Origin of the sequence: Microbacterium sp. zg-YB36 (genome assembly GCF_024623575.2) — a bacterium.
GTDB lineage: Bacteria > Actinomycetota > Actinomycetes > Actinomycetales > Microbacteriaceae > Microbacterium.
The window spans coordinates 24,558-51,001 of sequence record NZ_JANJFD020000005.1; the positions used below are offsets into that span (position 1 = coordinate 24,558).

A 26,444-nucleotide genomic window follows, 5' to 3' on the forward strand; every position below is an offset into this window, starting at 1 on the left:
ACTACGGCTCGCTGTCTTCGGCGTCCTCATCCGGGTGCGGCGCGACCGCGCGATATCCGGCACCGCGCACCGTCTCGATGAACCGAGGTTGCAGCGCGCTATCGCCGAGCTTGCGACGCAGGTTGGTCATGTGCGCTTCGATCGCGCGCTCGTCGGCCTCGCTGACTTTGGAGGGATCGAGGTAGGTCTCGTCGTGCAACGTGAGCACCAGGTCGGCTTTGCTGCGCACCCGGCGCCCTGACTCGAGAATCGTGGCGAGCAGCTCGAACTCGGTGCGCGTGAGCGCGATGTCGTTGCTGTCGACGACGACGGTGCGGGTGTCACGGTCCAGCAGCAGCCCGTCCAAGCGCACCGCATCCGACACGTGGGTGGTCGTGGAAGCCGCACTCGTGGCGGAGCCGTCGCTACGCGGCGCATCAGGGTCGGAGACGCGAGGGCGGCGCAACAGGGCGAGCAGTCGCGCTCGCAGCTCCCGCGGGCGAAAGGGCTTGGTCACCACGTCGTCGGCACCGACGCCGAACCCCAGCACCGCATCGGCCTCATCGGTGAGCGCCGTGATCAGGACGACGTAGGCGTCACTGCCCTGCGCGCGGATGCGCCGGGTGACTTCGAACCCGTCGATGCCCGGCATGTCGACATCGATGGTGGTGATCACCGGATCGTAGGCGACCACCGCGGCGATGCCGTCGATGCCGTTCTCGGCGGCGGTGACGGTGAATCCCGCGCTGGTGAGGATCTCAATCAGCAAATGGCGAACGTCGGTGTCGTCTTCGATAACGACAGCCCTCGGCGATGCTGTGTGCGCCATGGTTCCCCCTGCACCCCCGAGAACGGGACCCCCTCGTCCGTTCGCGGTGGATCTGATTGTGCCCAGATCGCGCGCTCAGCGCTAGGGGCAATCGCGACGGGAGAAGGCGGCCCCGGCAAGACCCCTCTAAAATCCGAGGCCGCCGAGATCAAATTAGGGCGCCGCGACAAGCGGCGTAAAACCATTGCATCCGGATGCGCATTTCTGGTACTTAGGGGCGACCCATGCCGTAGTACTCCCACCCGGCGGCACGCCAGGCAGCAGCGTCGAGGCAGTTTCGGCCGTCGACGATGACGCGTCCGGATACGAGGGATGCCGCGTGCTCAGGGGACATCTGCCGCCGGTATTCGTCCCATTCCGTCACGACGATCACCGCGTCGGCTCCGCGCAAAGCCTCGTCGCGGTCGGCGACGTAATTCAGTTGCGGATGCCGCTCCCGTGCATTTTCGATCGCCTCGGGGTCGGTGATGGTGACCCACGCGCCCAGGCCATGCAGGCGCACGGCGACGTCGAGGGCGGGCGAGTCGCGGATGTCGTCGGAGTGCGGCTTGAATGCTGCGCCCAGCACCGTCACGTTCTTCTTGAACACCGATCCGCCCAGGGCGCTCACGACGAGGTCGACCGCCCGGTCACGGCGGCGCATGTTGATCGCGTCCACCTCTCGGAGGAACGCGATCGACTCGCCCCGACCGAGCTCTTCGGCACGGGCAGCGAACGCGCGGATGTCCTTCGGAAGGCACCCGCCGCCGAACCCGATGCCGGCACCCAGGAACCGGCGACCGATGCGCGCATCGTGTCCGATCGCATCGGCCAGCGTGGTGACGTCGGCACCGGTGACCTCGGCGATCTCGGCCATCGCGTTGATGAACGAGATCTTCGTGGCCAGGAACGCGTTGGCGGCGACTTTGACCAACTCGGCGGTGGCGTAGTCGGTGACGATGAAGGGCGTGCCCTTGGCAACGGACGGGTGGTAGACCTCCCGCAGGATGTCGGCGACGCGCTCGCCGTCTTCGCGCACCCCGACGACCATCCGATCGGGGTCGATGGTGTCCTTCACGGCGAAGCCCTCGCGCAGGAACTCGGGGTTCCACACCAGCGTTGCGCCGGTCGGCGCGACGCGCTCCGCGAGCGTGGCAGCCGTCCCCACCGGCACAGTCGACTTGCCTGCGACGACATCGCCCTCGGACAAGTAGGGGATGAGTGCGTCCACCGCGGCGTTCACATAGGTCAGGTCCGCCGCCGACCCGTCTTTCTGCTGCGGGGTGCCGACGCCGATGAAGTGCACCTTCGCGCCCTGCGCCTCGGCCATATCGGTCGTGAACCGCAGCCGGCCGGACGCGATGCCCTCGGTCAGCAGCTCCGGCAGCCCCGGCTCGAAGAACGGTGCCTCGCCGCGCGAGAGGGACGCGATCTTGCTCTCGTCCACGTCGATGCCGACCACGTCGTGACCGATGGATGCCATGGCCGCCGCGTGAACCGCGCCGAGATAACCGCAACCGATGACAGACAGACGCATGGCATTCCTCAGGTCGAAGAAGTAGGGGCTTCGGATGCGGGTGCCGGCACCGGTGGGCGGCTATCGTGTCCTTCCCTATTCCTAGCAGACCGCGGAGGCCATTGATTGATGCCTATAGGGGGCGTAGCGTCGCGTGCGGACGATGGGGTCCATTGGGGTCCGCTCGTGCGGAGCGGTAAGGGCGTTGTGGGGGAACGATGCTCATGGGGATTTTGGCTTTCGTGGACAGGACGATGTGGGGCGTCGGCACTGTCCAGTGCGAGGAATGCGGGGCTTTAGTGCGTCCGCACCGCGCGATATGGCGCGGTGCGCATCCCTACTGCTCGGTCGCGCATGAAGTGCAGGACAACGACGAGTTCGCCTGAGCATCGCCTATTCGCGAATAGCGTCCACGTTGTCGCGGTACCAGGCAACAGTGCGCTCGAGGCCCTCTTCGAGAGTGATCTTCGCGGTCCAGCCCGCTTCGGCGAGTTTGGAGACATCGAGCAGCTTCTGCGGCGTGCCGTCGGGCTTGGTGGTGTCCCACTCGGTGTTCCCGGTAAATCCCACGACGGTGCCGATGGCCTCGGCGATCTCACGGATGGTCACATCCGTGCCCGTGCCCACGTTCACCTGCTCGGGACCGTCGTAGTGCTCCATCAGATGCAATACGGCGTCGGCCATGTCGTCGGAATGCATGAACTCGCGGCGCGGTGTGCCGGTGCCCCAGTTCGTGACGGTCGGTGCGCCCGATGACGCGGCTTCGTCGTACCGGCGGATGAGCGCGGGCAGCACGTGCGAGCCCTGGGGTGAGAAGTTGTCGTTGGGGCCATAAAGATTGGTCGGCATGGCGGAGATCCAGGGGAGCCCGTACTGGCGGCGCACGGCTTGTGTGTGCAGGATGCCGGCGATCTTCGCGATCGCATACGCGTCGTTAGTGGGCTCGAGGTGCCCCGTCAGCAGCGAGTCCTCGCGGATCGGCTGCGCGGCCAGCTTGGGGTAGATGCACGACGAGCCCAGAAAAGCGACGCGCTCGACATCGTTCGCCAATGCGGCATCCAGCACGTTCGTCTGGATGCGGAGGTTATCGCTGAGAAAGTCGACCGGGTACGTGCTGTTGGCGAGGATTCCGCCGACCTTCGCCGCGGCCAACACGATGTACCTCGGCTTGATCTCGGCCATGTACTCGAACACCGCGTCGCGGTTCTTCAGGTCGAGTTCGGCCGACGACTTGCCCACGACCTTCCCGAATCCGGAAGCCGCGAGCTTACGGACGATCGCAGACCCGACGAGGCCACGGTGCCCTGCCACGTAGAACGTGGCGTCGCGATCGAGTTCGCCCGGCGTGTAATCGAGCCGGTCGCTCGCGGTCACGCTGCGGCCCACGAGGGGAGCTTGACGGTGTCGATCCAGTGCTGGCCCTCTTCGAGGGCCGTGAGGTCCGCGTCGACCATGAGCTTGGCGAGCTCCTTGCCGTCGATGGTCGGGGTCCAACCCAGCTTGTCCGCCGCCTTTGACGGGTCGCCGATGAGGGCGTCGACCTCGGTGGGGCGCAGGTAGCGCTCGTCGAATTTGACGAACTCCATCCAGTCCAGTCCGACGTGGCCGAAGGACGTTTCGAGGAAGTCCTTGATGGTGTACCCGACGCCGGTGGCCAAGACGAAGTCTTCCGGTGTGTCGACCTGCAGCATGCGCCACATGCCCTCGACGTACTCGGCGGCGTAACCCCAGTCGCGGATGGATTCCAGGTTGCCGAGATACAGGTCCTTCTGGGTGCCGGCCTTGATGCGGGCAACGGCGCGGGTGATCTTGCGGGTGACGAACGTCTCCCCTCGGCGAGGAGACTCGTGGTTGAACAGGATCCCGTTGACCGCGAACATGTCGTAGGCCTCGCGGTAGTTCTTGGTGATCCAGTAGCTGTAGAGCTTCGCCGCGGCGTAGGGGGAGCGCGGGTAGAACGGGGTGTCCTCGTTCTGCGGGGGAGGGGTCGCGCCGTAGAGTTCAGACGACGAGGCCTGGTAGAAGCGCGTGTGGATGCCGGAGAGGCGCACCGCCTCGAGCAGACGAATCGTGCCGGTACCGGTGGTGTCGGCGGTGTGCTCCGGTTCGTCGAACGACACCCGCACGTGCGACTGTGCGGCGAGGTTGTAAACCTCGTCCGGGTTGATCTGCGCCATCAACGTCACCAGGCGCGCGCCGTCGCTGAGATCGCCGTAGTGCAGGAAGAGCTTCGCTTCGGGATCGTGCGGGTCGACGTAAAGGTGATCGATGCGTGAGGTGTTGAAGGTGGAGGCGCGGCGGATGAGGCCGTGCACTTCATAGCCCTTGGACAACAACAACTCGGCGAGATAGGAGCCATCCTGGCCAGTGATGCCGGTAATGAGGGCGCGCTTGGTCATCGTGTCTCCGTGTTCGTCGGGCGGGAATGCAGCGTGCGGTCAGGTGGCGGCTGGATCGAGAGATCGTCAGCGTCGATGAGGCGTGACAATAGTGCGTCAAAGGCGTCGATCGCAGTGGTCTCAGCGAGTACGTTATCGCGGAATCTGCGGCCATTCGCGCCAAGGGTGTTCGCTCGGGCGGGATCCGCGGTCAATGTGAGGACCCCGTCGAGTAAGGCTTGAGGGTCGCCGGCGGGTACGACAACACCCGCATTCGATCGTCGGATCTCTTCCGCGGTTATCCCATCTGCGTCGGTAGAGGCAAGCACGGGGCGACCTGCCGAGAAGTAGGAAGTGAGCTTGCTCGGCACCGCCATCTCAGCTACCCCCTCTTTCTCATTGACGAGCAGCACGTCGGCGGCCTGTAGAGCAGCCGCGAACTCATCGTCTGGAAGCGCCTTCATGAAGGTGACTGTGTCTAGCCCCGCTGCTAGCGTTTCCAGATGAGGGCGCTCCGAACCGCCTCCAAGAAATACGAACCGTACGCGATCGTCCCGGTCATGCGCGAGGCGTGCTGCTTCGACCACATTCCGAAGCCCCTGCTTGACGCCCATATTTCCGGCGTGAAGCACAATCGTTTCGCCGGATAACCACCCGAGCGATTCACGCACGAGGGCGCGATCTACTGGTGCGGCTGGTGGAAGGTGGGTCCAGTTTCGGATCACCTCGATGCGCGATAGCGGCACCTCGAAGTCCTCGTGTACGCGCAATGCGAATCGCTCATGGATCACGATGACGCGGTCGGCGTGACGAAGCAACCATCCTTCAACGCGGTGCATCGCCCTCAGGACGAGACCGTTCGACTGGCCGGTTTCGCTCAGTCCGAGGCTATAGAGGTCCTGCACCCACACAACGAAGGGTGTCTTGGCGTGCGTGATCAGTGAACGAAGGCGGGCGACTGCTGTGGATATGAGGGCAGGTGAGGAAGCAACGATCACCGAAGGCTCTTCCCAGGGCTGTCCGGCCTGTCGGAGACCAAAGGTCAACTCTGAAAGTGCGCGCCTGAACCCCGAAGGACGGGAGGGTACATAATGAAGAAGCCTGGTGACCTGCACACCGTCGATGATTTCGCGCCGCACCCACTGCCCATAACCTGGCTTCACCCTCCAGTCTGGATAATGGGGATGTGCAGTCAGTGCCCGCGTCTCGTACTGACGACCCACGATTCCGCGCGCCATCGCGCCGGTGTATGGAGAGATGCCCGTACGCTCCGGGGGATAGTTGAGTCCGAGGATGAGGACTCGGCGTAACTGGTCTGACACATCACGAGGCTATCGTGGGTGTGATTTCGTCCGGGTTACCGAAAGGCAGGACTTTTGGACAACGTGCCGGTGATCGATCTATCGAAAGCGCCAGGAGAGCGCGCCGCCTGGGACCGACCAGCGTTGATCGTCTACCTCTGGGCCGCCTGTGAACTGCTCTTTGTCACGAATCCGTGGCAGATCAGCTCAGGTCTGCGAGTGCGAGTGCTTCGAGCGTTCGGTGCCGAAATCGGAGACGGAGTGGTCTTTCGTCCGCGGACGCGGGTGAAGTTCCCCTGGAAGCTGCATGTCGGAAATCGCTCCTGGGTTGGAGAGGGGGTCTGGTTCCACAATCAGGACCACATCTACATCGGTCACGATGTCGTGATCTCGCAGGAGACGTTCATGACGACCGGGAGTCACGCCCACCGTCGCGACATGGCGTTGATCACTCGTCCAATCCACATCGATGCCGGCGTCTGGATCACGTCGCGCTGCGTCGTCTTAGGAGGCGCTACTGTGGGAAGATCTGCGCTCGTGAAGCCCCTGACCGTTGTATTTGGAGACGTGCCACCAAACGCGGTCGTGAGCGGCGATGAATGCGTGGTGGTCGGGCATAGATTCGATCGAGTTGATGACGCTCAAGACTCGGCGCAAACCTGATGAGCTTTGTTGGTCGATCGACATTTCCATTGGTGACGACTTGGGACGGCTCATGAGTTGTCTGGACGGGGAGGGCTCTCCGCGAGCCGCTTGTTCCTGTGGCGACAAGATCGAGAGGCCCTTGCTATGAGGATCGCTCAAATCGTCACCTATCTTTCTCCCGACGGAGCATTCGGTGGCCCGACTCGTGTGGCGGAGGCGCAGTGCGCGGCGCTCGCTGCGGCCGGCCATGACGTTACCCTCTGGGCGGCAGCTCCATTGCCTGGCGCTACCCACGACGCCGTGGACGGGTACGAGCGTCGGCTGTTCCCCGCGCGTAGATGCTTTGATTCACTTGGTTTCGCCGGGATGCGAGCTGTCGGCTTGACGACCGCGTTGAAAGCAGACGCCGCAGCGATCGATGCAGCTCATGTCCACCTTGCCCGCGATCTCGTGACACTTCCCGCCGCCGCCATGCTGCTGCGCGCGGGTGTGCCACTTTTCGTTCAGACGCACGGGATGATCGATCGATCCTCGAACCCGCTCTCGGTGCCGATCGACGCGATGTACACCCGGCCGATCCTCAGATCAGCGAGGGCCGTGTACACCCTGACTGGGCGCGAGGACAGAGACGTCTCGTCGGTCGAGCCGCAAGCGACACTCAAGCGGATCCGCAATGGGGTCGTGATTCCCCTCTCGGCGGCCACCCCTCCAGCACGCGAAGACACGGTGCTGTTCATGGCACGGCTGCACGAGCGGAAGCGCCCCGTGGCATTCATTGAGATGGCCGCGATCCTCTCGGCGGAGTTTCCTGACCTCCGGTATGTCCTCGCGGGCCCCGACGAGGGCGAGCTTGCCGCGGTCCAAAGCGCTGCAAGCCGGTCAGGCCTTGGTGATCGGCTCAGCATCGTCGGCGCCGTTTCCCCAAGCGAGACCGACGAATTCCTGGCTAACGCCCGCGTCTTCGTTCTCCCATCCGTGGGGGAGGTCTTTCCGATGACCGTTTTAGAAGCATTCCGTGCAGAGACGCCAGTTGTGGTCACAGAGTCGCTAGGGATCGCGGAGATGTGCCTTCAGTATGGCGCGGCCGCGGTGACGAACGGATCACCAGAGGGCTTGGCCGCGGCGGTCGCAGGATTGTTGCGGGATGAGGACCGTGCACGGGCGATGGTCGCGGGTGCGAAGACCTACCTTCATGCCGAGCTCAATATCGCTGTGGTGGCCGAGTCTCTCAGCGCGGATTACGCGGGCGCGGCAGATGGCTAACGCGGCCGAGGTCTGCATCGTGCAGCCGTACGTCCCTCTGTACCGCGTCGCCTTTTTTTCGGGGTTGCGAGAAGTCTTGAGCCGCGACGGCATCGGGATGACGGTTGTGGCGGGGAAGCCCAATGGATCTCAAGCCGCGCGCGGAGATCAGGCAAGGGCGGAGTGGGCTGTCGATGGAGCTCCACGACAACTGCAAGTGGCTGGTCGCACGCTGACGGTCGGCAATACCCGGCGGTTCTGGAAGGGTGCTGACGCGGTGATTATGCCACTGATGGGGAGTTCCCTAGACCCCTACCTTGCCTTGACGAGCAGAAACACCTCGGTTGGGCTTTGGGGGCATGTGGAGTCGTATGTCTCGCCGCCTAACCCGCTGGACGCTGCTCTCGAGCGGTGGATGGTCCGCAAAGCGGACCATATCTTCGCATACACGCCAACCGGGGCCAGAAAGGCCATCAGTTGGGGTGCCCATCCGCACGACGTCACGACGGTCATGAACTCCGTGGACACGACAGCGCTTCGCCGAGACCTTCGTGCGGTGCGGTCGGCGGTTGACCTAGACAAGACAAAGATCGCGACGTTTGCCTCTCTGGGAGGGCTGGACAGTAGCAAGCGTCTTGGATTCTTGGCAGAAGTCCTCCAGATCCTCGCGGACCGTGACGTACCGGTGAGGATCCTCGTCGGCGGTGAAGGAGAGGATCGGCACCTGCTCGATTCGGCCGCTGGCCGCGGACAGGTGCGGATCCTGGGCTATGTGGGAGGACATGACAAGGCGAATCTCCTCGCGCAGTCAATTGCGATCCTGTCGCCGGGTCGGATTGGGCTCCTGGCCGTTGACGCTCTAGCGGCTGGCATCCCGATAATTACGACGACTTGGCCCTACCACGCTCCCGAAGCGGAGTACCTCGCCGAGGGCGTCTCGGTCTTCACGTCGCAGGACACCCCGTTGGCCTACGCTGACTTGGTTGAGCGGATTGCGAACAGGTCGGGGTTCGGACCGGCTGACTGGGACTACCCGACTCTGGAGCAGATGGTACAGAACTACCACCAGGGGGTATTGAAACTGCTCGCCTGACGATGGCTGTCATGACTGGACGGAAAAGAAGATGTTATCTCGACGCAGTGAGTCAAGCGGGCGCGGCGACGGTCGCGTCAGAATTCTCGTTATCAATGCGGCCACGCATCCTGAACCCCGGCATGTTGCCATGCGGCTATCTGCGACGGGATGTGACGTCGACTACATGACAGGTTCCCAGTTGAAGGAATCTGCGTTTATCCGACGTGTAGGGAAGTGGTTTCCGAGGGTGGCGCCTGCGCTTGAGTCCCGAGTTCTCCCGCGGGAAACGTCCCAGCGCGTCAACATCCACCATCGCGGGCTCGCATGGGAACTCTTGTTCCGGGCCCTTCGCCTTCGCGATAGCGATCACGCACTTCGCGCAATGAGGAGGCGGACGCGGAGCGTGGCCGCGGCAGCAGCAAGAGTAGTGGAACATCACTCAATGGCCTACGACGCCGTGGTTGGCCAAAGACCTGCAGCCTGCGAGCGTTTCGCAGCGCCTCCGGGAGATCCAAGCGGGTACTATTGCAGCCCATTGTGGACAGCCGGACGTTGGTTGCAATTCTCGACGCGGAGGCCTCGCGCAACCCTGAATGGTCAGCGGCGCTCGCGCCATACGAGCATCTCCGCCAAGACCGTTGAGAGGAAATCGAAGCCGCCGACATGGTGATTGCGGGGAGTGATTTCGTGGCGGAGAATCCGGCCCCTTGGTCTACTAAGCGGGTACAGGTCGTCCGCTACGGCGCCCCCGCGCTCACGTGGCGAGATGTCAATGCGGCAGACAACGGACCGCTGAAAGTGTTGTTTGCGGGACAAGCGAACCAGCGAAAGGGAATCGGGTATCTCCTCGAGGTAATGGCACGCCTGGGTGAAAGAGTTGAGTTGCGGGTTGCGGGGGACGCCGGTGCCCTTGTCCGCGAGCGCGCACTTCCCATGGCTAATGTCCAACTTTTGGGGCCGCTATCGTCCGCAGCGCTGCAACTCGAATATCGAAAAGCGGATGTGCTCGCGCTGCCGAGCCTGGCGGAAGGGTTTGCACTGGTCGCGCTCGAAGCCATGGCAGCGGGCTTGCCGTGCATCCTGACCGAGAGCACTGGCGTGGGTGAGCCGGTTACCGACCGTGAGAACGGGTTAATTGTGCGCGTAGGAGATGCCGCCGCACTTGGTGAACTTCTGGCGTCGCTGGATGGCGACAGACGGATCCTCTCGGATGTCTCCAGGCGCGCACAACAGTTGGTGTCGCAACTCACCTGGGACGACTTTGGGCGCCATAGTGCCGCCGTGATCCTAGAACTAATCGGAGATAAGTAACTTGAACGAATGCGATTCCGCCACAGTTTGTGGCGGAGTGATAGAGAATGTAAGTCATGATCTTGCGCGGCAGGGGGCCACAAGCCACCGATACGGGTGCCCACGCTCATACAGGCCATTTTGGTCTCGTGGATGGCTCTTCCAGGATTTCTGGCGCAACAGGCACAGGCCCCGCACCCAAGTTCTGTTGCTCGCCTTTCGGCTTGCTCAAGCCGCGCGGTGGCCATTCGACAAACGACCAAAGATCTGGGCGCTACCGATCATCTTTCTGTACAACGTCTTGTCTGAGTGGGTTCTCTGCGTGGAGCTCCCGGTGAAGACCCTCGTAGGCCCCCGCCTAACGATCGCGCACGGGTTCGGGTTGGTGGTGAACGTCGACACGCTTATCGGCGCGGACGTTGTATTGCGCCAGCACGTGTCCATCGGAAACCGCGGAGACAGTGGCGCCAGTCCCACGCTGGGCGATCGGTGTGAGGTTGGCGCCGGCGCCGTTCTGATAGGCCCAATCAGCGTCGGCGCGGACGCAAAGATCGGCGCGGGGTCCGTTGTGGTGAAGGACGTTCCTGAGGGAACCACCGCAGTGGGGAATCCAGCTCGAATCGTGCGGCAGGTGGCCCAGTGAATGAGCATGCGCCCACCGCCTTCTGGCGCCGGTGGCTCCGGTCGGCCGACGGTGCACCGAATGAGGCGCGCATTGGGCGGGTTGCGGCGGTGCGGATGAAGTCCCGAATCGCTCGTGAGAAGGATCGCTTGTTGGCGCGAGCGACCGTAACCCTCGCGCCCGCCCGTCGCCCCAGGGGGCTTCGGGATGATCTCGTGGTGACCTTGACGTCCTATCCGGCACGGGTGCGCGTGGTGCATCGCACGGTGAAGAGCCTATTAATGCAATCCGTCGGGGCCCCGGTCGTTCTCTACCTTGCCGCCGAAGAGTTTCCGCAGGCGGAATTGGATCTCCCGCCTCCGCTGCGGAGGCTTGTGCGCCGTCATCGCGCGCAACTGTCGATTAGGTGGGTCGACACAAACACGCGATCCTACAAGAAGCTTGTGCCGGCGATCGAGGAGTTCCCTTCTCGGAAGATTGTCACGGCCGACGACGATGTCCTCTACAGCAGAGGTTGGCTGGCGTTACTCGCATCAGCCGCAGAGTGGTTTCCGAACACGGTCATCGGCACGCGCGGAACGACAATCTCGTTCAACGATGACGGGGAATTTGCACCGTACACCTCATGGCCAGAGGCGCCGGCCCTGGAAGCCAGCAACCTCGTGTTTCTTACGGGGCGCGGCGGAATTCTCTATCCGCCCAACGGTCTTGCCCCTATCGCCGCCGCACTCGACCTAGCCGCCCAATTGGCGCCGTCTGCAGACGATATCTGGTTCAAGGCCGCCGCTGGGCTTGCGGGAACTCCCGCAATGAGGGTGGCGATTGTGCGGGACTATGCACCTAGTGGAGCAAGTCAGGAACATGCGCTTTATCACCGGAATGTGGGCGCATCCGAAAACGACGCAACGTTCTCGAGGGTCATTTCTCACTTCGGTCTCAGTTTCTCGCCCACCATCGAGAAGAGGTCAACTTTGTACAGCACGGAGTCGAATGAGAATGTGCTGGTGGTCATCCCGACACTCGGCTCGCGGCCGGAATGGTTGCGCGCCTCCGTCTCATCCGTGATCAAGAGTGCTGAGTCAGCTGGGGTGCACGTCCGTGTTCGGTTGGTTGCTCCCAAGAGGGCGGGGCTCACGAGGTTTGCACAGGAGCTCGGCATCGAACTGCTCGAGTCTGAACGACCTGGCCTGTCCGCGGCCATTAATGACGGGTGGTCAGCACCTCATTCGGCCAAGTACGTCGCTTGGCTCGGAGATGACGATCTTCTTAGCCCCGGATCGTTGGGGTCCACGATTGCCGCACTGGATGCCGATCCGGTGTCGTCGGCGGCTTACGGTAAGGTTCGTTTCATCTCGGAGACCGGGGCGACCATGTGGATGATGAGGCCGGGCTGGTGGGCGCAGTGGTATGTCCGCCTCGGTAAGAACCTCGTTCCACAGCCCGGTGCTCTGTTCAGGTGGTCAGCGGTCGTTCGTGTGGGGAAACTAGATGAATCCCTCACTGCTGCTATGGACCAAGACTTGTTCATGCGCCTAGGACAGGCGGCGCGGCTTCGCTACGTTCCAACTGAGGTAGCGGCCTTCCGTATCCACCCGGCGAGTATTACGAGCACCCACGCGGACTCCATAGGATCCATCGACGAGAGTGCCCGCCTGCGCGAGAAGTACTCGAAATGGGCGAAACTCGTTCGCCCCCTGACCTCCGTCACGGACCGACTGGTCTTCGGCGTCATGCGGCGGCTGCCGGTCGCCGCCGCCCCCAAGGCTGCCGACGGCTCGGCATACACTGCCTAACTCGAGGTGTGAAGGCGGGACGAGAAGCCCTGAGCGACTGGCGTCTCTCTAACCCGCGTGTTGGCCGCCGGGATGCACTAAGACCATTCAACCCCGCGTCTAACGATGCGAGCCGGAACTCCAGCCAAGAGACAGTTGGGTTCAGGCGCGGAGCGTGTGACGACGCTTCCCGCGGCCACGATGCATCCATCGGCGATGGAAACTCCCCGCAGAACTTTCACATGGCTACCAAGCCAGACAGGGTCACCGAGCGTGACGCTTGTCGAATCCGCCGTCGATGACGACTCGTCGGAGAGGCTATGGAAGTTCGTATCCAAGATCTCGGTCGACCAACCGATTGCGCACCGCGCGCCAATTGATACTCGTCCCGTCGCGATTACTCTCGTGAAGGGTGAAAAGTAGGTGCCGTTCCCTACCTCTACGATCGCACCCTCTCCCATATCCCACGCGGCACCGCGAGCGATACGGACGCTCCCCTGAATCTTCAGTTCGCCCCGAATTCGCAGAAGGCTACGAACATGACGATCCACAAAGCCGAAGTAGCCTGTGCCCAGGTGAAGAAACCCGCCCCGCGGGGCCGTGATTGAGCCTCCGCCTCGAAGGGCGAACCTTGTTGCCACGAGAACTCGGGGAAAGGGCCCGCGCGCGAACCGTCCGCGGAATGGAAACCCGAAACTCGCCAAAGAGTGCCGGAACCCCGGCCCGAAGGCGGGCCCAACTCGGGTTTGGGCTAGTCGGATTCATTTGAGCGCGCTCCCTGCCTGCGAATTCGTATGAAGTTGGGCACGATCTGAAACAACGTGACGCCCGTCGCGGCCGCGATAAAAGGGGCCGCGGCGCCGGCCGGCACGGACCATACGAGCGCAAGTGGAATCACTGTGACCGCAAGCGGGAGAGACCAAAGGGCTTGATGCCTGATGCCCCTCTGAGAGGTCAGGAAAACTCCTTGAACAAGTTGGAATGACTGCGCAACGATTAAAATACCGCAAGCCAAGAAGACGAGCCGGCCTGTATCAATCGTGCCCTGCGACAGCACGGCCGCAACCCACGGGCCCAGGGCCACCAGGCATGCTGCGCACAGAACGCCCGCGGACGCGAATATTACGGTCATCCGGAAGAACAAGGGGGATGAAGCTCGATTTTGCATCCGTCGGCGGGAAAATATCGGCCACAGTGCGGTGCCCCCGGCTGCAAAGAACGACCAAACCGGTGAGTAAACCTGCATCGTGATCGCGAACTGCGCGAGAATCTCAAGTGACGAGGTGTGCGCGAGGACCAGGCGACCAGACTGAAAAGCGCTTGCGGACGCAATGCTTAAGAGTAAGTACCACAGCCCGATTCGAAGGAGGCCAGGGGAGCCGAAGCTTTTCACGCGAAAGACGTCGGCGGCGCGGAAGCTGATCCTCCGGAATGCCAGCATCGAAGCAATTAGCGCGGCCGCGGCCGATCCGAGAACTGGGGGGAAGACAAGGAAAACAGGGGGGAGACCGGCACCCACGATCGAGGCGGTCCCGATGAGCCCGAGCATTGGCCCGACTGCGGAAATCGCAATTGCGGTCGGGTTTAGGAACAAGCCAGTCAATATCCTCTGGCCGATACCGAGGGGAACCGTTACCCCAATCAGTAGGATCACTCCGAGTATCGCCTCTGGTAGGCCAGCGAGGTTCTGGTCGTCGAGGCTGAGCACCGAGGGCCAGCCAACGAGGGCGGCGACAGCGACGCCGATGATCACGATTGCTGCTCCCGAAAGAAGCAGCAACCGAACTGCACTCGCTGCTGCGCGCCTGCCAGAATCGTCGCCGGGCCTTGCCGTTGAGACTGCATTGATAACACCGGCACCTACGCCTAGGTCGGCATAGGGGACGAGTTGGGAAAGGGTGATAACCACCGACATCGCGGCGTATGAGGTCGGACCCGCGTAACCGATGATCAGCGCTGCCGAGGCAAACGCGGCGATGGCGGTGAATGGAAAAGTGGCCACCCTCACCAGAGCACTAAGTCCGACCGTGCGGCGGGCGGGTGGGCCGGGCGCATCAGCGTCTGACATACGCCTCCCGCCTTCCGTCGCCCCGTGGCCTGCGATTCGGCGTGTTCGGATCGCCGGATCGCTGCGGGGTAGCTGCCAGACCTCTCCGCTTAAGGGCCAGGTGCATATCAGTGCTCAATGTGGTGTCCCAGGCGTGAGCGCTGCTGAAGCGACGGTGTCGTGCGGAAGCCCGTGGTATCCGATCTCCCGGCGCTCACGATCGACCAGACGGCCAGTGCGCAGGAGGCCGCGATTAGGGCAGAGCGACCAAAGTCCCAAGGAGAGAACAGGAGATCCCAGGTTGTGGCGAGACTGGCGAACACGGTCAACGCTGACCACCGCCCGCGCGAGGCAAGCACGGACCAGATCAATAGTCCGACAAGTGCCAACGGAAACACCGCGGCAATCAAGCCCCCTTCGATCCATGCTTGGAAGAGCATTGAGTGAACGGAGAGGGCTCCGTTAGGGCGGATCCAGATGGGAAGATACACAGACGGGTCCAGCCCGAAGTGTTCGGCGATTCGCTGCGCACGGCCGATGGTTTCGGCGTTCACTGCTTGAAGCGATCCCCATCCGAAGGCGGGAGCAGCTCCGATCGCGGCTGCTGACAGCGCCAACTCCGTCCGCCCACCAAGAACTCCGGAGCCGGACTGTGCGAGCGTTTTTATCTGAAGCTCCACTCCGAAGAGGCCAGCGTCAATGCTCGCCGTGAGTAGCCAGTAGGCCACCACGCCACCGGCGATTACGAAAGTGAGCCGCATCGGTCCCAGCCGGCGGTCTGTGCCCTTTACGACCGTGATGAGAGCGGCCGCGAGCGCGATCAGTGCTGCCGAGCGGTAGCCCGCGAACAGACTGACTAATGTGCCCAGGACTAGTACCGCGACGCTGGCCGCACGGTAGTTCTTGACGTGTCGACTTACTATCCAGAGTGTGATGACAACAGCTTGAAAGGCGATTCCGAACTTCCAAAGGTAGTCAAGCCCAGCGCGGGTGAGGTCGTTGCCGACGGCCAACCAGTAGGCGCCGGTCCCGACCGAGGTCCACAAGAGGATTTCTGAGGCGCCGCGTGCCCCGGACGCGGTTCCAATGCCGACCCAAAGGAGCAGCGCCGTGGCGCCGAGGTACGAAATTGACTCTTGCGGGATAGCTCGCTGCTGCAGAAGTGATGACCCGAGTAGTGCCGCGACGCACAGAACTGCGAGGAACGGCAGCGTTTTGGCAAAAATGGGTCGCTTGGCGACCGGTCGGACGGGTATTAATGTGATTGCAACTATGGTGGCCAGGGGGAATGCTCCCCCGAGAACCGGGAGTCCTTGGAAAGTGAGCGTTCCCAGCAGGAACCTTCTTATGCGTCCGGTCCTCGCGTCAGCATCAGTCATATCGTCGTGCGCATTCATCGCGCGGTCTCCCCAGGCACTGCGACAACTTTGACTGTCTTCGCGAGGATGACGAGATCGCTCACAAGCGACCAGTTATCGACGTAGGACAGGTCGAGTCGAACCGAGTCCTCCCAGCTCAAAGTTGAGCGGCCGCTCACCTGCCACAGCCCGGTGATGCCGGGCTTCGAGAGAAAGCGACGGTGAACGTGCTGCTCGTACATCACCACCTCGCGGGGAAGCGGCGGGCGTGGCCCGACGAGTGACATCGATCCACCAATCACGTTGAACAGTTGGGGCAGTTCGTCCAGGCTGAACCTGCGCATGATGCGGCCGATCCGAGTAACGCGAGGGTCGTCCTTCATCTTGAACAGGACCTCGTTGCCGCTGTCGCGCTGCTGGTCGCGGAGCTCGTCAATGAGCTCCTCAGCGTTGACCACCATCGTGCGGAACTTCAGCATGGTGAACTCCCGCCCCCCGAGGCCGATGCGCGTCTGACGGAAGAAAACCGGACCCTCGCTCGACAGTCGCACGGCGATTGCGAAAAACGCGAGCAGGGGGCTAATGACGACGACGCCGACTATCGACGCGGCGAGGTCCATGGCGCGCTTCACCACCCGCTGACCGCCGCTGAAGCGTGGCGTCTCAACGTGGATAAGGGGAAGGCCCGCGACCGGTCGTGTCTGGATGCGCGGACCGGCGACGTCCATGATGCTCGGCGCGATGACCAAGTGCTGACGGCCGGCCTCTAGGCCCCACGAGATCTGCTTCACCTTGTTTGGAGGAAGCTCGTCGGTGCTCGTGACGATCACGGTGTCGGCGCCCGTGGCGGCGACGGCGTGGTCTACAGCACTCACGTCTCCCACGATCGGGATTGTCGTTGCGGCGAGCGTTTCGTGCTCGCTTGCCCCAGGCATGCACGCCCCCACGATGCGGTAACCGCTGCTGGGCGCGCGCATCAGCTCGGCCGCGATATCGAGCACGGACTGGCGGGAGCCCACCAGCAGCACACGGGCGGAGTACTCACCCACAGATCGCTTGGCGACGAGCCACTGTCGCCAGAGCCACCGCACAAAGAGAAGTACCCCCATGCCGAACGGCAGGCTAATTAGAAGGTAGCCGCGTGCGACATCTACCCGGGTTAGAAACGCGACGATCGCGATGCCGCCGAAGAGCGCCATGCTCGCTCGCATGATACTCGTGTACTCCGTCGGGCCGCTCCCGATGATGCGCGAGTCGCGGGTGTCAAACAAGCTCAGCATCCACATCCATAGGACGATCAGCATCGCCGAGAACGCCCAGTATGAGACTTCGCTCAGCCGGCTGTCGGCGCGGACGGTGACGTCCACATTGCCTAGGCCGAACCAGGCGATCTGAGTGCCGTATACGATCCAGGTGAGCACAAGTGTGTCCGTTAGCCATAGTCGACGGCTGTAGTGCTCACGCCAACGGTCGATCGCCGGGGTGGACTTGCGAGGCGGAATTACGTGGGAGACAAAGGAGCGCGCGACATCGGACGACCTGACTTGATCATTCGCCCTCAAGCTTGCCCCTTCACGCCCATACGAATTGTCATACCGCCGTAGGGAAACCTATCAGTCGAATATGACGGCTCTACGACGCCAGGAATCACGGCGACTCACCCGACCGCAATCAACCGGTCGCCGGACCAGGCCAGGAGACCGTCACCGCTCACCGCCAGCGCTGCCGCCGTCCTATCCGCAGCGTCCACGCAGCCGGCAAGCGCTGGTTCGGCGCCCAGCCGCGAGACAGCCAACTGGGGGCATGCGGCATCGGAGTGCGCCACGACCACAACGTCGTCAAAGATGGCGAGTGCGACCGCAGAGTCATCTGTGAGCGACGTCCATTCGCCGTCGGTGAGCCGGTAGGCGATTCCTTCGCAGATCAGCGCGACCAGGTCCGCCGAGGTGCGCAATCCCCACGCATCATCGCACGGCGCATCGATCTCGCCATCAGGGGTCACGACTACACCGCGGTCTACCGGAGAGAGGTAGGTCGCATCTGGAAGAACGTCGGGATAGGGCTCCCAGAAGCGGCCTTGAGTGAAGGTGCGCAAGAGCTCGAGGTCGCACGCATCGCCCATATGGGCGAGCATTTCGGCTTCGGTTCCAGCGAACGTATCCAGGCCCTGCACCTGGCCGATGCCGCGGTAGAGCGGCGTCACGTCGGTCCAGGTGTGGCCGCCGTCGGTCGAACGTTCCACGACTGGCGGGGTCACTCCACACTCGCCAGCGGTGGCGCGCCACATGCCACCCGAGCCGATCGAAAGAAAGCGCTCATCCGCCCTGGGCGCGTCTGCGATCGGTGCAGGCGGCGGCGATACCGTTGCCGGGGTCTCCGGCACTCCGCTTTCCACGCCCAGGTCAAACGTGGGCGCTGGCGCGGGCGTGCGCGACGGGGTGTCAGGGTTGCCGTGCTGCAGGGCAGCGGCAGCCAGCGCAGTCGAGCCAATCGCGAGCAACGCCACGGCGGCCACCGCGAGCAGGCGGCTCGTGCGTGTTACACCGCGCGGGCGGCGTGCCATGAGCGGGGTTACTCCGCTACCGGGCGGCGCGCGGCCGTCGGCGGACCCTGAGTGGAACGACGCCCTGCCTGCGCCACGGTCGGCGCGGGAGCGAGCGGGGTTTTGCGCTTGCGGCCGCGAGAGGCCTTCTTCGCCGTGTCCTTCTGGATGTAGCCGTACCCGCCGTACCCGCCGTACCCGGCGTAATACGAGTCGGGTCCGCGTGTCGGCACCATTGTCAGGGCAACGCCAGCAACCTTCGCCCCCACGGTCTCTAGTGCCTCGAGCGCACCCGACAGCTGATGGCGCGTTGTGCGACCGGCAGCGACGGCGACGATTGCCCCGCTCGTGGCGCGGGCGAGGATGGCGGCATCGGTCACCGGCAGTAGCGGGGGAGCGTCGCACAGCACCACGTCGAAGTCGCGCTCAAGCACCTCGAGTAGCTGCTGCATCTGGCGGGACCCCAGCAGTTCGCTCGGGTTGGGGGGAATCTTGCCCGCCGGCAGCACGTACAGACTGCGGCCACCCCACGGCAGCATCACGTCGCCCACACGGGTTCGACCGATGAGCACGTCGGTCAATCCCGCGCCGCCTTCGATGCCGAGGTACTCGGCCACCTTCGGCTTGCGCAGGTCGGCATCGAGCAGGGCGACGCGCTTGCCGGCGTCGGCGAGGGCGATGGCGAGGTTGATCGTGGTGGTTGATTTTCCCTCGCTGGGCACGGAGCTCGTCACGACGAAGCTCGCTCGCCCGCCCATGTCGAGGAACTGCAGGTTGGTGCGAAGCGCCCGGAACGACTCGGCGCGTGGGCTGAGGGGATCCGCGTGCACGATGAGTGGCCGCTCTTTTGCCTTCGGGTCGAAAGCAATTGCGCCGATCATGGGGGCCTTGGTGACCTGCTCGATATCGCGGGAGGTCCGCACGCGGGTATCGAGCACGGTCCGCAGCACGGCGATTCCGAGGCCCAGGGCCAGGCCCACCAGCGTGCCCAACGCCAGGTTGAGCGGCACATTTGGGCTGGCTGGTGACATCGCGGGCTGTGCATCGCTCACCCGTGACAACTTCACGGGGCTCATGCCCGACTCGCCCGTGGGCTCGATCGAATCCACTGCCGCAGTCAGTCCCGCAGCGAGCGCATTCGCGATCTCCGCGGCACGCACCGGATCGGCGTCTTCGGCGGTGATCGTGATGAGTGTGGTGTTGAGCGCCGCGCTGGCGGCGACTGATTGTCCGAGTTGGCCCGCCGTGATGCCGAGACCCAGTTCGGCGATAACCGGGTTCATGACGATCGGCGTCTTGACCAAACCCACATACGTATTGATACGGGCCTGCGTGAAGCTGGAACCCTGCTGCAATTCGGCCACTGTGCCGCTCGTCTGCGTGGAGACGAATACTGTGCTCGAGGATTCATAAATCGGCGTTCGGGTGAGCGAATAGGCTGCCGCGCCACTGAGCCCCAGCAAAGTCGCAACCAGAATCACGGCCCAGTTCTTGCGGAGGATGCGGATGTAGTCGCTGAGCTCCATGATGCCTCTCGGTGCATCGCGCCGGGGGACGGGCGAGTCTGTCGGGGTTTCGTCTCAGTCTGGCATAACAGCGATTCCCACCGCGGCCAGCCTCGCCACGCGTTCCACCGCGTCTATTGCGGGGTCCAATTGCGACGCCGACAATTCGTATGTCTTCCACGACCGCCGGAATGGGTCGACTACATCGTCATCGGCAGGGTCGGGCAGCGGCGGCAGCAGTCCGCGCTGACGGGCGATGAGGGCGGATGCCGCGCGAAGGCGCGCCGCGGCATCTGTCATGCTCGCTGCGTCGGCTGCGTCGGTCAGCTCCTCATCGGTGAGCGTGACGGCGAGGCGAGCGAACTCGCGCACCGTGAAGGTGGAACGCAGCCGTGCGGGTGCGAGTTCGGCGATCGCTCGCCGGTGCTCACGCGCCATGGCGAGGATCAGGTCGGGGCTCGCCAGATGCTGCTCGGTGAGGAACCGCGCGCGGTGCGCCGCAGCGTGATCGGGCAGGGCGCCGCGGGCGACCGCCAACTCGACCGCCTCATCGGTCATGGCGGCGTCCGCCAGGCCGTGCGTGCCCGCACTGTGCACGACGACTCCATCGAGGTCGGCCAAGCGCGTGCGCAGCATCAGCGCGGCGAGGGGTGAACGGCAGATGTTGCCCGTGCACACAGTGAGGATTTCGAACACTGCGGAACCTCCCGGGTGGGGGTGTCATTGCGAGTGGATCTGCGGGCGAGGACGGCCCCGGTAACGTGAGGCCGTGCCCGATCAGCCTAGCGACGTCACGGACGCGCCCGCGCAGGAATTTTCGTCGGCTCGTCCGGCTCGATCCGACGCGGTCACACGGCGTCGCAGAACCGACTGGCGGCTGGGCGGGCGCACCGTGCACAAGTGGCGCGAAATGCTCGCCGCATGGGCATTGTTTAGCCTAGGCGCGGGGGTGCTGCTGGGGTACGCGGTCGCGTGGCTCATGCCGACGACGCCGTGGGCGGCGCCGCTGAGCACTTTCTTCCTGTGGCTGTCGATACTCATTCCGATTGTCATCGCATTTCGGCGATCTAGGCCGGCCGGATTGCTGAGGCTGCGCCCCATCGACGCGCTTTATGGTGTCGCGCTCGGAATGCTGCTGCGACTGATGCAGGGCTGGCTGCAGACTGCCACCGGAACCCAGCCGCCGTTCCCGAGTTTCACCACGTTCGATGGGCAATTGCCGACGTCGTGGCTGTGGACCGAAGCGGTGCCTGCGATCCTTGTGGCGCCGGTGCTGGAAGAGTTCTTCTTCCGCGCCGTGATTCTCGTGGCCGTGTACACCGCGCTGCGCCACGCCTTCGGCGGGCTCGCGGCAGGGGCGGCCGCTGCGCTGGTGTCGACGGGACTGTTCATCGTCGTGCACTCGATCGGCGGCACACTCACGGTGGATGCTGCCGTCGCGCTCGGGGCCGTCGGCCTTGCGTGTGCCCTGCTCGTGCTGCTGACCGGGCGCATCTGGGGGGCGGTGCTGGTACACCTCTTCTACAACGCGAGCTTCATCGCGCTGGGAGTCGTCGGCACGGTCGCGGCGTAGTCCTCCACGGGGCGGGTGTCCGAATCAGCGCTTTCGGGTGAGCGCGCACGACCGCGGTGCGGCGACGGGCGAGGGTTCCGCGAGGAAGGCCGTCACAGCGGGGTGGGCGATGCCGGTAGCGTATACGGCGCGTTCGTATGTCATTTCAAGCTCCAGGTGGGTGAGTTGTTCGGCAAGCGTCGACCGGCGGGCCAGCACCTGCCGCGGCGTCTCCGTTGCGGGAGTCATTCAGGTTAGGACTGGCATCGGTAGGACGAAAGCGCCCGAATGCCAGCCGACACAACGGCAGGGCGGTCGTCGATAACAGGCCCTTCCTGTGCGTCATTGGCGCGGATGAGACGGATCTCATCTGGCCGATAGGGTCGGGCGCGTGCGTAGGCGTGTGCTGTGGATCGTGGCGGGGATCGTCGTTGTCGCGGTCGTCGCGGCTGCTGGCGTGTTCGTTGTGCGGAAGGCGTCGAGTGTCGCGACCGTGGCCGCGCTGTGCGACAGCATCAGGGACCAGGTCGATGAGCGGGGCGCGGTGATCGAGGTTCCCGGCGAGTCCCCGCCGCTCGGCATCCTCGGGGATTCATGGACGACGGGTGACACGCTGGCGGAATATCGGGATGCTTGGCCGTTCGTGCTCGCGGATGAGACGGGCGGCGAGGTAGTGGTGGCTGGTCAGGGTGGCACAGGGTTCTCGAACGCCGGATACTGCGGCGACGGCGCGTTCCCGGCGCGCGTGCGTGCGTTGGCCTCCGCCCAGCCCGGGCGGGTCATCGTCGCGGGCGGGCTGAACGATGTTGGGCTCGACGCTACGGGCATCCGGTCGGGCTTCTCGGCGACGCTGGACGCGCTCGACGGCATCCCGGTTGTCGTGGTTGGCCCAGTCGACGTTCCGGGCCGCGAGGGTGAGGCCGAGGTCGACGCGACGCTCAGCGAAGCGTGCGACGACCTCGGCGTGCCCTACGTGTCAGCACTCGGATGGGAGGTCGAGACGGGTGCCGATGGGGTGCATCCGACCGCCGGCGGGGCCCGACAGTACGCCGAACTCGTAGCCGCTATCAACTAGGCGGTCAGCGCGCGGGCGTAGTCCTGTCCGAGCAGGGTGTGGCCCCTGTCGTTCGGGTGCAGTCGAGCAGGAGACCGAGCGTGTTGGCGTCGGTGGGCTTGCGTGACGTGCGATACAGGTTCGGTAGGCTCGGCCGCATGATCGATGGACAAGTGCTGATGGTCGTGCCGACCTTGGGAACCCGCCGTGACTGGCTCATAGATGCCTTGCGATCGATTCTCGACCAGGAGACAGACGTTCAACCCATCGTGCGTGTTGTCGCGCCGGACTCCGCACCCATTCAGGACATCTGTGACGACCTCGGGGTGGAGTTGCTGAGGTCAAACCGTCGCGGGTTGTCTGCTGCTATCAACGACGGATGGAACTCCCCTCACGAGGCAGAGTTCGTTGCCTGGCTCGGGGACGATGACCTGCTAGCGCCCGAATCGTTGCTCGCTTCGACGCGGCATCTCGAAGAGCATCCGAAGTCGCCGGCCGTCTACGGGCAGGTTCGGTATATCGATGAGGACGGCGCCACGCTTTGGGTTCAGCGCCCCGGCATTTGGGGACGGTGGTACTTCCGTGTCGGGAAGAACCTCATCCCGCAGCAGGGGAGCCTGTTCCGGTGGGCCGCAGTGCAGCAGATCGGAGGCATTGACGAGCTGTACCAGAGCGCGATGGATCAGGATCTATTCGCCCGCCTGCAACGCCGGGGGCGACTGCACTACGTGCGCCGCGAACTCGCGGCGTTCAGACTGCATGCATCGAACATCACCGTCACCAAGGGCGAGGGTGGCAACGACGAAGGGGACGAGATCCGGGGCCGCTACTTCCGGCGCGGCTACCCGGTGATTCGGTCGATCACGCGTCGGACGGACCGGCTCATCTATGCGCTGATTCGCCGCATGCCGTACCGGCGCGCGGCCGACCAGGGAACTCGCCCGTACACTGCGAGTTCCCTGGTGCGCTAGAGAGTCAGCAATGGCTTCTTGAACGGGCCACACCAGACGGCACCGTTCGCGATGAAGAGGGCGGGGCTGATCGTCGGCCACAGGTCAGCGAGCGGCACCACGGGATCGCCCGGTTTCATGACCGCGAAACGCACCGGGCGGAGGTAGGGCACGCCGTTGGCGTGCGTCTCGTTATTCGAGGCGCCGAAATAGATACCGGTGCTCGGATCGACTGCGGGTCTCCCTGGACGACCTCGAGAACGGCACCGGCAACGCCACCATCGATGGACTCACCCAGCCGATCTCGATCAGCACCGCGCGGCGCATGGCCGCCGGCGGCGGCGTGATCCCTTGCGTGCTCGGTAGGCAGAGCGAGATTCTCGACTGGGGTCCCAAGAAGCGGCTGTTCACCAAGGCCCAGAAGCTGGCGCTCATCGAACGCGACGGCGGCTGCGCCGACGTCTGGTTCATCCCGCCGCGCTGGGTCGATCCGGATCGCACGCCCCGCCGCGGCGCCCGAAAGCGATTCGACTTCATCCCGGCCTGACCGGCCCCGTTACGCAACAGCGATCGCCCCCGCTGGGGGAGCGATCGCTGTTTTGCTGAAGGCTACTTGTCGGTGAAGGCGTCCTTGACGTCGTCGACTGCCTTCTTGCCTTGGGCCTTCGCCTGGTCGACGTGGCCCTCGGTTTCCAGCGACTTGTCGCCGGTTGCCTTGCCTGTGCCTTCCTTGGCTTTGCCTTTCAGGTTTTCGGCTTCGTGCTTGATGTCATCTCCGAGCGCCATGGGCTCTCCTCTCGTTGGGGTTGTCACCGCATCAGCGGTCGGTCGGGGTGGTGTTCTCCTCGGGCGCGGATGCCTCTTCGGCCTCGCCGACCCACTCGACACGCACTTCCTCGCGCGTCACGGGGACGGTCACCGTCGCCTCTTCGGTCACCACGTACTTCCGCAGCCGCATGGTGCCGGTCTGCGCGGTCTGCGCGGACTGCGCCGTCTGCGTGCCGGCATCCTGCGCGTGCGGTTGCGTCGCGTCGGGATCGTCGTTCTCGCCACCATCGCGGACGTCGTCGCGGCGCGGTTCATGGTCGGCGTAGTAGGCGTATAGCTCGTCTTCTTGCGACCGACTGAGCTCGCCGTCGGACTCGAAGCGGGGAGCATCCTTCACGGCGTCCTTCGTGAACGGCACCCGCAGGTTGCCATCCACTTCGTCCGCCTGATCCAGCGGCACGAAGGTCTCGGACGTGCCGAACAGGCCGGTCTTCACGGTCACCCAGTTGGGCCGCCCGGTGCGGGGGTCGACGAAGACCTGCCCGACAGAGCCGACCTTCTTGCCCTCCACGTCGACGACGTGGCGTCCGACGAGGCTTGCGATGTTGTGTGCGCTGATCATGTGGCGTCTTCTCCTATCGGCCGAGACCGACCCGGTCGACCCGGCGGTGGTAGCGCATGCCAGCCGCTCCGCCCAGGAGCGCCCCGACCAGCGTCACGACGGCGACCCCGAGAGCGGTGAGGATGCCGGTGAGCGTTGCCGTTTCTGGTGTCACCGGGATGGCGGGAAGGCCCGGCAGGTTGCCCAGAATGTTCCACTGGCTCCCGGCGATCGCGGTGATGATGGCGACGACGATCGCGATGACCACGGCCCAGATCCACACGGCCAGGCCCTGCTTCAGCCCGCTGAACCGTGCCATCCGCCCGGCGACGTAGCCGCCGGCGAAATACGCGATCAGCAGCACCAAGCCGAGGACGATCGCACCCACCACGCCGACGGTCTCGGTGTTATCGGTGGCGGCATCCACGGCGTCATCGACGGTGGTGCCCGATCCGAACCCGCTGACGGCCGCGCCGACGGCCGCCACCAGTGCGGTGAGGAGAACGGTGGCCCCCATGGCGGTCAGCCAGCCGAAGAACGCGGCGCCGAACTTGAAGCCGCCGAAGCGCTCCTTCTCGCGCTCGTGCACATCGCGCTGCAGTGTGTGCTGGGACTCCACCGGCACGGCGGCGCTAGTGGAGTTCTGGTCGTACACCGGGGATCCCGGCTCTCTGGGGTCAGCGGAGCTCATGCGTCGACGCTAACCCGCGGTGCAGCGCGCACCCAGGGGATTGCCAGGGGCGAACCGGAGGCGTAACCTCACGCGGATCTCGCGCCCGCCGGCATCCGATGGCTTCGATCTTCGACCGAAGGGGTGGCGTGCTAAACTACCTCTTTGGTGCCTGCTGCCTGCTGGTGGGTACCGCGAACGTGAGCCCTCCACTGGCGTGTTCGACCCGCATCGGGATCGAACCACCCCGGAGTGGGATTCACGAACTCCTCCGTTCGACACAAGAAAGCAGCACTATCGTGACGCGCACTTACACCCCCAAGGCTGGCGAAATCCAGCGCGAGTGGCTGGTCATCGACGCAACCGACGTCGTCCTCGGCCGCCTCGCATCGCACGCTGCCGCGCTTCTGCGTGGCAAGCACAAGCCCACCTTCGTCAACCACATGGACTCCGGTGACTTCGTCATCATCGTCAACGCCGACAAGGTCGCGCTGACGGGTCAGAAGCTCCAGAAGAAGCGGGCCTACCGCCACTCCGGCTACCCGGGCGGCCTCAAGTCCGTCGCGTACGAGGAGCTGCTCGAGAAGAACCCCGAGCGCGCCGTCGAGAAGGCCGTGCGCGGCATGCTGCCCAAGAACAGCATCGGTCGCCAGCAGCTGTCGAAGCTGAAGGTCTACCGCGGTGCCGAGCACCCGCACTCGGCACAGCAGCCCAAGACGTACACCCTCGACCAGGTCGCCCAGTAAGCGCCCCCTCAGATTTAAGGACA

General features: G+C 64.2%; 27 protein-coding genes. 11 read left to right on the forward strand and 16 right to left on the reverse strand.

Translation table 11 applies throughout. From position 1 onward, the window contains the following. Position 1 precedes the first annotated feature (1 nt). The 5 genes from NQ151_RS12085 to NQ151_RS12105 all read right to left on the reverse strand — a co-directional run bounded on the left by NQ151_RS12085 (position 2) and on the right by NQ151_RS12105 (position 6,003). On the reverse strand, positions 2-808 hold the full coding sequence (locus NQ151_RS12085; protein ID WP_257509109.1) for a response regulator transcription factor: 807 nt from the start codon (positions 806-808) through the stop codon (positions 2-4). Positions 809-1,019: 211 nt separating this feature from the next. Further along, positions 1,020-2,324, reverse strand: coding sequence for a UDP-glucose dehydrogenase family protein (locus NQ151_RS12090; RefSeq protein ID WP_257528222.1), 1,305 nt, complete (start codon positions 2,322-2,324; stop codon positions 1,020-1,022). Between the two features lie 372 nt (positions 2,325-2,696). Next, complete coding sequence (locus NQ151_RS12095; protein WP_286130182.1) at positions 2,697-3,689, reverse strand: GDP-L-fucose synthase family protein; 993 nt, start codon at positions 3,687-3,689, stop codon at positions 2,697-2,699. Then, positions 3,674-4,702: a GDP-mannose 4,6-dehydratase gene (gene gmd, locus NQ151_RS12100; RefSeq protein WP_257528223.1), complete on the reverse strand. Its 1,029-nt coding sequence runs from the start codon at positions 4,700-4,702 to the stop codon at positions 3,674-3,676. Before gmd ends, NQ151_RS12095 begins: the two co-directional genes overlap by 16 nt. Continuing rightward, the gene (locus tag NQ151_RS12105) at positions 4,699-6,003 is read right to left on the reverse strand and encodes a glycosyltransferase family 4 protein (RefSeq protein WP_257528224.1); all 1,305 of its coding nucleotides are present in this window, start codon (positions 6,001-6,003) and stop codon (positions 4,699-4,701) included. Before NQ151_RS12105 ends, gmd begins: the two co-directional genes overlap by 4 nt. A 54-nt stretch (positions 6,004-6,057) precedes the next feature. Here NQ151_RS12105 and NQ151_RS12110 point away from each other — a divergent pair, with 54 nt between their 5' ends. The 6 genes from NQ151_RS12110 to NQ151_RS12130 all read left to right on the forward strand — a co-directional run bounded on the left by NQ151_RS12110 (position 6,058) and on the right by NQ151_RS12130 (position 12,649). Then, a complete protein-coding gene (locus tag NQ151_RS12110; protein ID WP_257528225.1) occupies positions 6,058-6,645 on the forward strand; it encodes an LbetaH domain-containing protein in 588 nt (195 codons plus the stop codon). Positions 6,646-6,771: 126 nt separating this feature from the next. Continuing rightward, on the forward strand, positions 6,772-7,890 hold the full coding sequence (locus NQ151_RS12115; protein WP_257528226.1) for a glycosyltransferase: 1,119 nt from the start codon (positions 6,772-6,774) through the stop codon (positions 7,888-7,890). Beyond that, on the forward strand, positions 7,883-8,962 hold the full coding sequence (locus NQ151_RS12120) for a glycosyltransferase (RefSeq protein WP_257528227.1): 1,080 nt from the start codon (positions 7,883-7,885) through the stop codon (positions 8,960-8,962). Before NQ151_RS12115 ends, NQ151_RS12120 begins: the two co-directional genes overlap by 8 nt. Positions 8,963-9,607: 645 nt before the next feature. After that, positions 9,608-10,255 carry a glycosyltransferase family 4 protein gene (locus NQ151_RS12125; RefSeq protein ID WP_257528228.1) on the forward strand — a complete coding sequence of 216 codons (648 nt, stop codon included), beginning with the start codon at positions 9,608-9,610 and terminating at the stop codon, positions 10,253-10,255. Positions 10,256-10,670: 415 nt separating this feature from the next. After that, on the forward strand, positions 10,671-10,877 hold the full coding sequence (locus tag NQ151_RS16775; RefSeq protein ID WP_353477575.1) for a serine O-acetyltransferase: 207 nt from the start codon (positions 10,671-10,673) through the stop codon (positions 10,875-10,877). Positions 10,878-11,074: 197 nt separating this feature from the next. Then, positions 11,075-12,649, forward strand: a complete 1,575-nt coding sequence (locus NQ151_RS12130) for a glycosyltransferase family 2 protein (protein ID WP_257528229.1) — start codon at positions 11,075-11,077, stop codon at positions 12,647-12,649. Positions 12,650-12,726: 77 nt separating this feature from the next. Here NQ151_RS12130 and NQ151_RS16780 read toward each other — a convergent pair whose 3' ends face one another. The 7 genes from NQ151_RS16780 to NQ151_RS12160 all read right to left on the reverse strand — a co-directional run bounded on the left by NQ151_RS16780 (position 12,727) and on the right by NQ151_RS12160 (position 20,776). After that, positions 12,727-13,089 (reverse strand): acyltransferase, encoded by a 363-nt coding sequence (locus tag NQ151_RS16780; protein WP_353477576.1) that lies wholly within the window; start codon positions 13,087-13,089, stop codon positions 12,727-12,729. Positions 13,090-13,379: 290 nt separating this feature from the next. Beyond that, positions 13,380-14,630: an MATE family efflux transporter gene (locus tag NQ151_RS12135; protein ID WP_257528230.1), complete on the reverse strand. Its 1,251-nt coding sequence runs from the start codon at positions 14,628-14,630 to the stop codon at positions 13,380-13,382. A gap of 173 nt (positions 14,631-14,803) precedes the next feature. Further along, on the reverse strand, positions 14,804-16,072 hold the full coding sequence (locus NQ151_RS12140; RefSeq protein ID WP_257528231.1) for a hypothetical protein: 1,269 nt from the start codon (positions 16,070-16,072) through the stop codon (positions 14,804-14,806). Then, a complete protein-coding gene (locus tag NQ151_RS12145) occupies positions 16,069-17,454 on the reverse strand; it encodes a sugar transferase (protein WP_257528232.1) in 1,386 nt (461 codons plus the stop codon). Before NQ151_RS12145 ends, NQ151_RS12140 begins: the two co-directional genes overlap by 4 nt. A gap of 236 nt (positions 17,455-17,690) precedes the next feature. Further along, entirely contained in the window at positions 17,691-18,596 is a 906-nt protein-coding gene (locus tag NQ151_RS12150; protein ID WP_257528233.1) for a hypothetical protein, read from the reverse strand. Between the two features lie 8 nt (positions 18,597-18,604). Beyond that, complete coding sequence (locus tag NQ151_RS12155) at positions 18,605-20,101, reverse strand: tyrosine-protein kinase domain-containing protein (RefSeq protein WP_257528234.1); 1,497 nt, start codon at positions 20,099-20,101, stop codon at positions 18,605-18,607. Positions 20,102-20,155: 54 nt separating this feature from the next. Continuing rightward, positions 20,156-20,776 (reverse strand): arsenate reductase/protein-tyrosine-phosphatase family protein, encoded by a 621-nt coding sequence (locus NQ151_RS12160; protein ID WP_257528235.1) that lies wholly within the window; start codon positions 20,774-20,776, stop codon positions 20,156-20,158. A 253-nt stretch (positions 20,777-21,029) separates the two neighbouring features. Here NQ151_RS12160 and NQ151_RS12165 point away from each other — a divergent pair, with 253 nt between their 5' ends. Continuing rightward, complete coding sequence (locus tag NQ151_RS12165; protein ID WP_257528236.1) at positions 21,030-21,653, forward strand: CPBP family glutamic-type intramembrane protease; 624 nt, start codon at positions 21,030-21,032, stop codon at positions 21,651-21,653. A gap of 24 nt (positions 21,654-21,677) precedes the next feature. On the opposite strand, the gene NQ151_RS12170 is transcribed toward NQ151_RS12165, so the two are convergent. Then, positions 21,678-21,881 carry a hypothetical protein gene (locus NQ151_RS12170; RefSeq protein WP_257528237.1) on the reverse strand — a complete coding sequence of 68 codons (204 nt, stop codon included), beginning with the start codon at positions 21,879-21,881 and terminating at the stop codon, positions 21,678-21,680. A 154-nt stretch (positions 21,882-22,035) separates the two neighbouring features. On the opposite strand from NQ151_RS12170, the gene NQ151_RS12175 reads away from it, so the two are divergent. The 3 genes from NQ151_RS12175 to NQ151_RS12185 all read left to right on the forward strand — a co-directional run bounded on the left by NQ151_RS12175 (position 22,036) and on the right by NQ151_RS12185 (position 24,183). Next, a complete protein-coding gene (locus NQ151_RS12175) occupies positions 22,036-22,707 on the forward strand; it encodes an SGNH/GDSL hydrolase family protein (protein WP_257528238.1) in 672 nt (223 codons plus the stop codon). Positions 22,708-22,844: 137 nt separating this feature from the next. Continuing rightward, complete coding sequence (locus tag NQ151_RS12180) at positions 22,845-23,657, forward strand: glycosyltransferase family 2 protein (protein ID WP_257528239.1); 813 nt, start codon at positions 22,845-22,847, stop codon at positions 23,655-23,657. Between the two features lie 304 nt (positions 23,658-23,961). Then, on the forward strand, positions 23,962-24,183 hold the full coding sequence (locus NQ151_RS12185) for a hypothetical protein (RefSeq protein WP_257528240.1): 222 nt from the start codon (positions 23,962-23,964) through the stop codon (positions 24,181-24,183). Between the two features lie 62 nt (positions 24,184-24,245). Here NQ151_RS12185 and NQ151_RS12190 read toward each other — a convergent pair whose 3' ends face one another. From NQ151_RS12190 to NQ151_RS12200, 3 genes are read right to left on the reverse strand one after another with little or no spacing between them, the layout of a single operon-like run. After that, on the reverse strand, positions 24,246-24,422 hold the full coding sequence (locus NQ151_RS12190) for a CsbD family protein (RefSeq protein WP_257509129.1): 177 nt from the start codon (positions 24,420-24,422) through the stop codon (positions 24,246-24,248). 31 nt (positions 24,423-24,453) lie between these two features. Beyond that, positions 24,454-25,026, reverse strand: coding sequence for a PRC-barrel domain-containing protein (locus tag NQ151_RS12195; RefSeq protein ID WP_257528241.1), 573 nt, complete (start codon positions 25,024-25,026; stop codon positions 24,454-24,456). A 13-nt stretch (positions 25,027-25,039) separates the two neighbouring features. Beyond that, positions 25,040-25,696, reverse strand: coding sequence for a hypothetical protein (locus NQ151_RS12200; RefSeq protein ID WP_257528242.1), 657 nt, complete (start codon positions 25,694-25,696; stop codon positions 25,040-25,042). Between the two features lie 278 nt (positions 25,697-25,974). Here NQ151_RS12200 and rplM point away from each other — a divergent pair, with 278 nt between their 5' ends. Next, complete coding sequence (gene rplM / locus NQ151_RS12205) at positions 25,975-26,421, forward strand: 50S ribosomal protein L13 (protein WP_257494842.1); 447 nt, start codon at positions 25,975-25,977, stop codon at positions 26,419-26,421. The last annotated feature ends 23 nt before the right edge of the window (positions 26,422-26,444 follow it).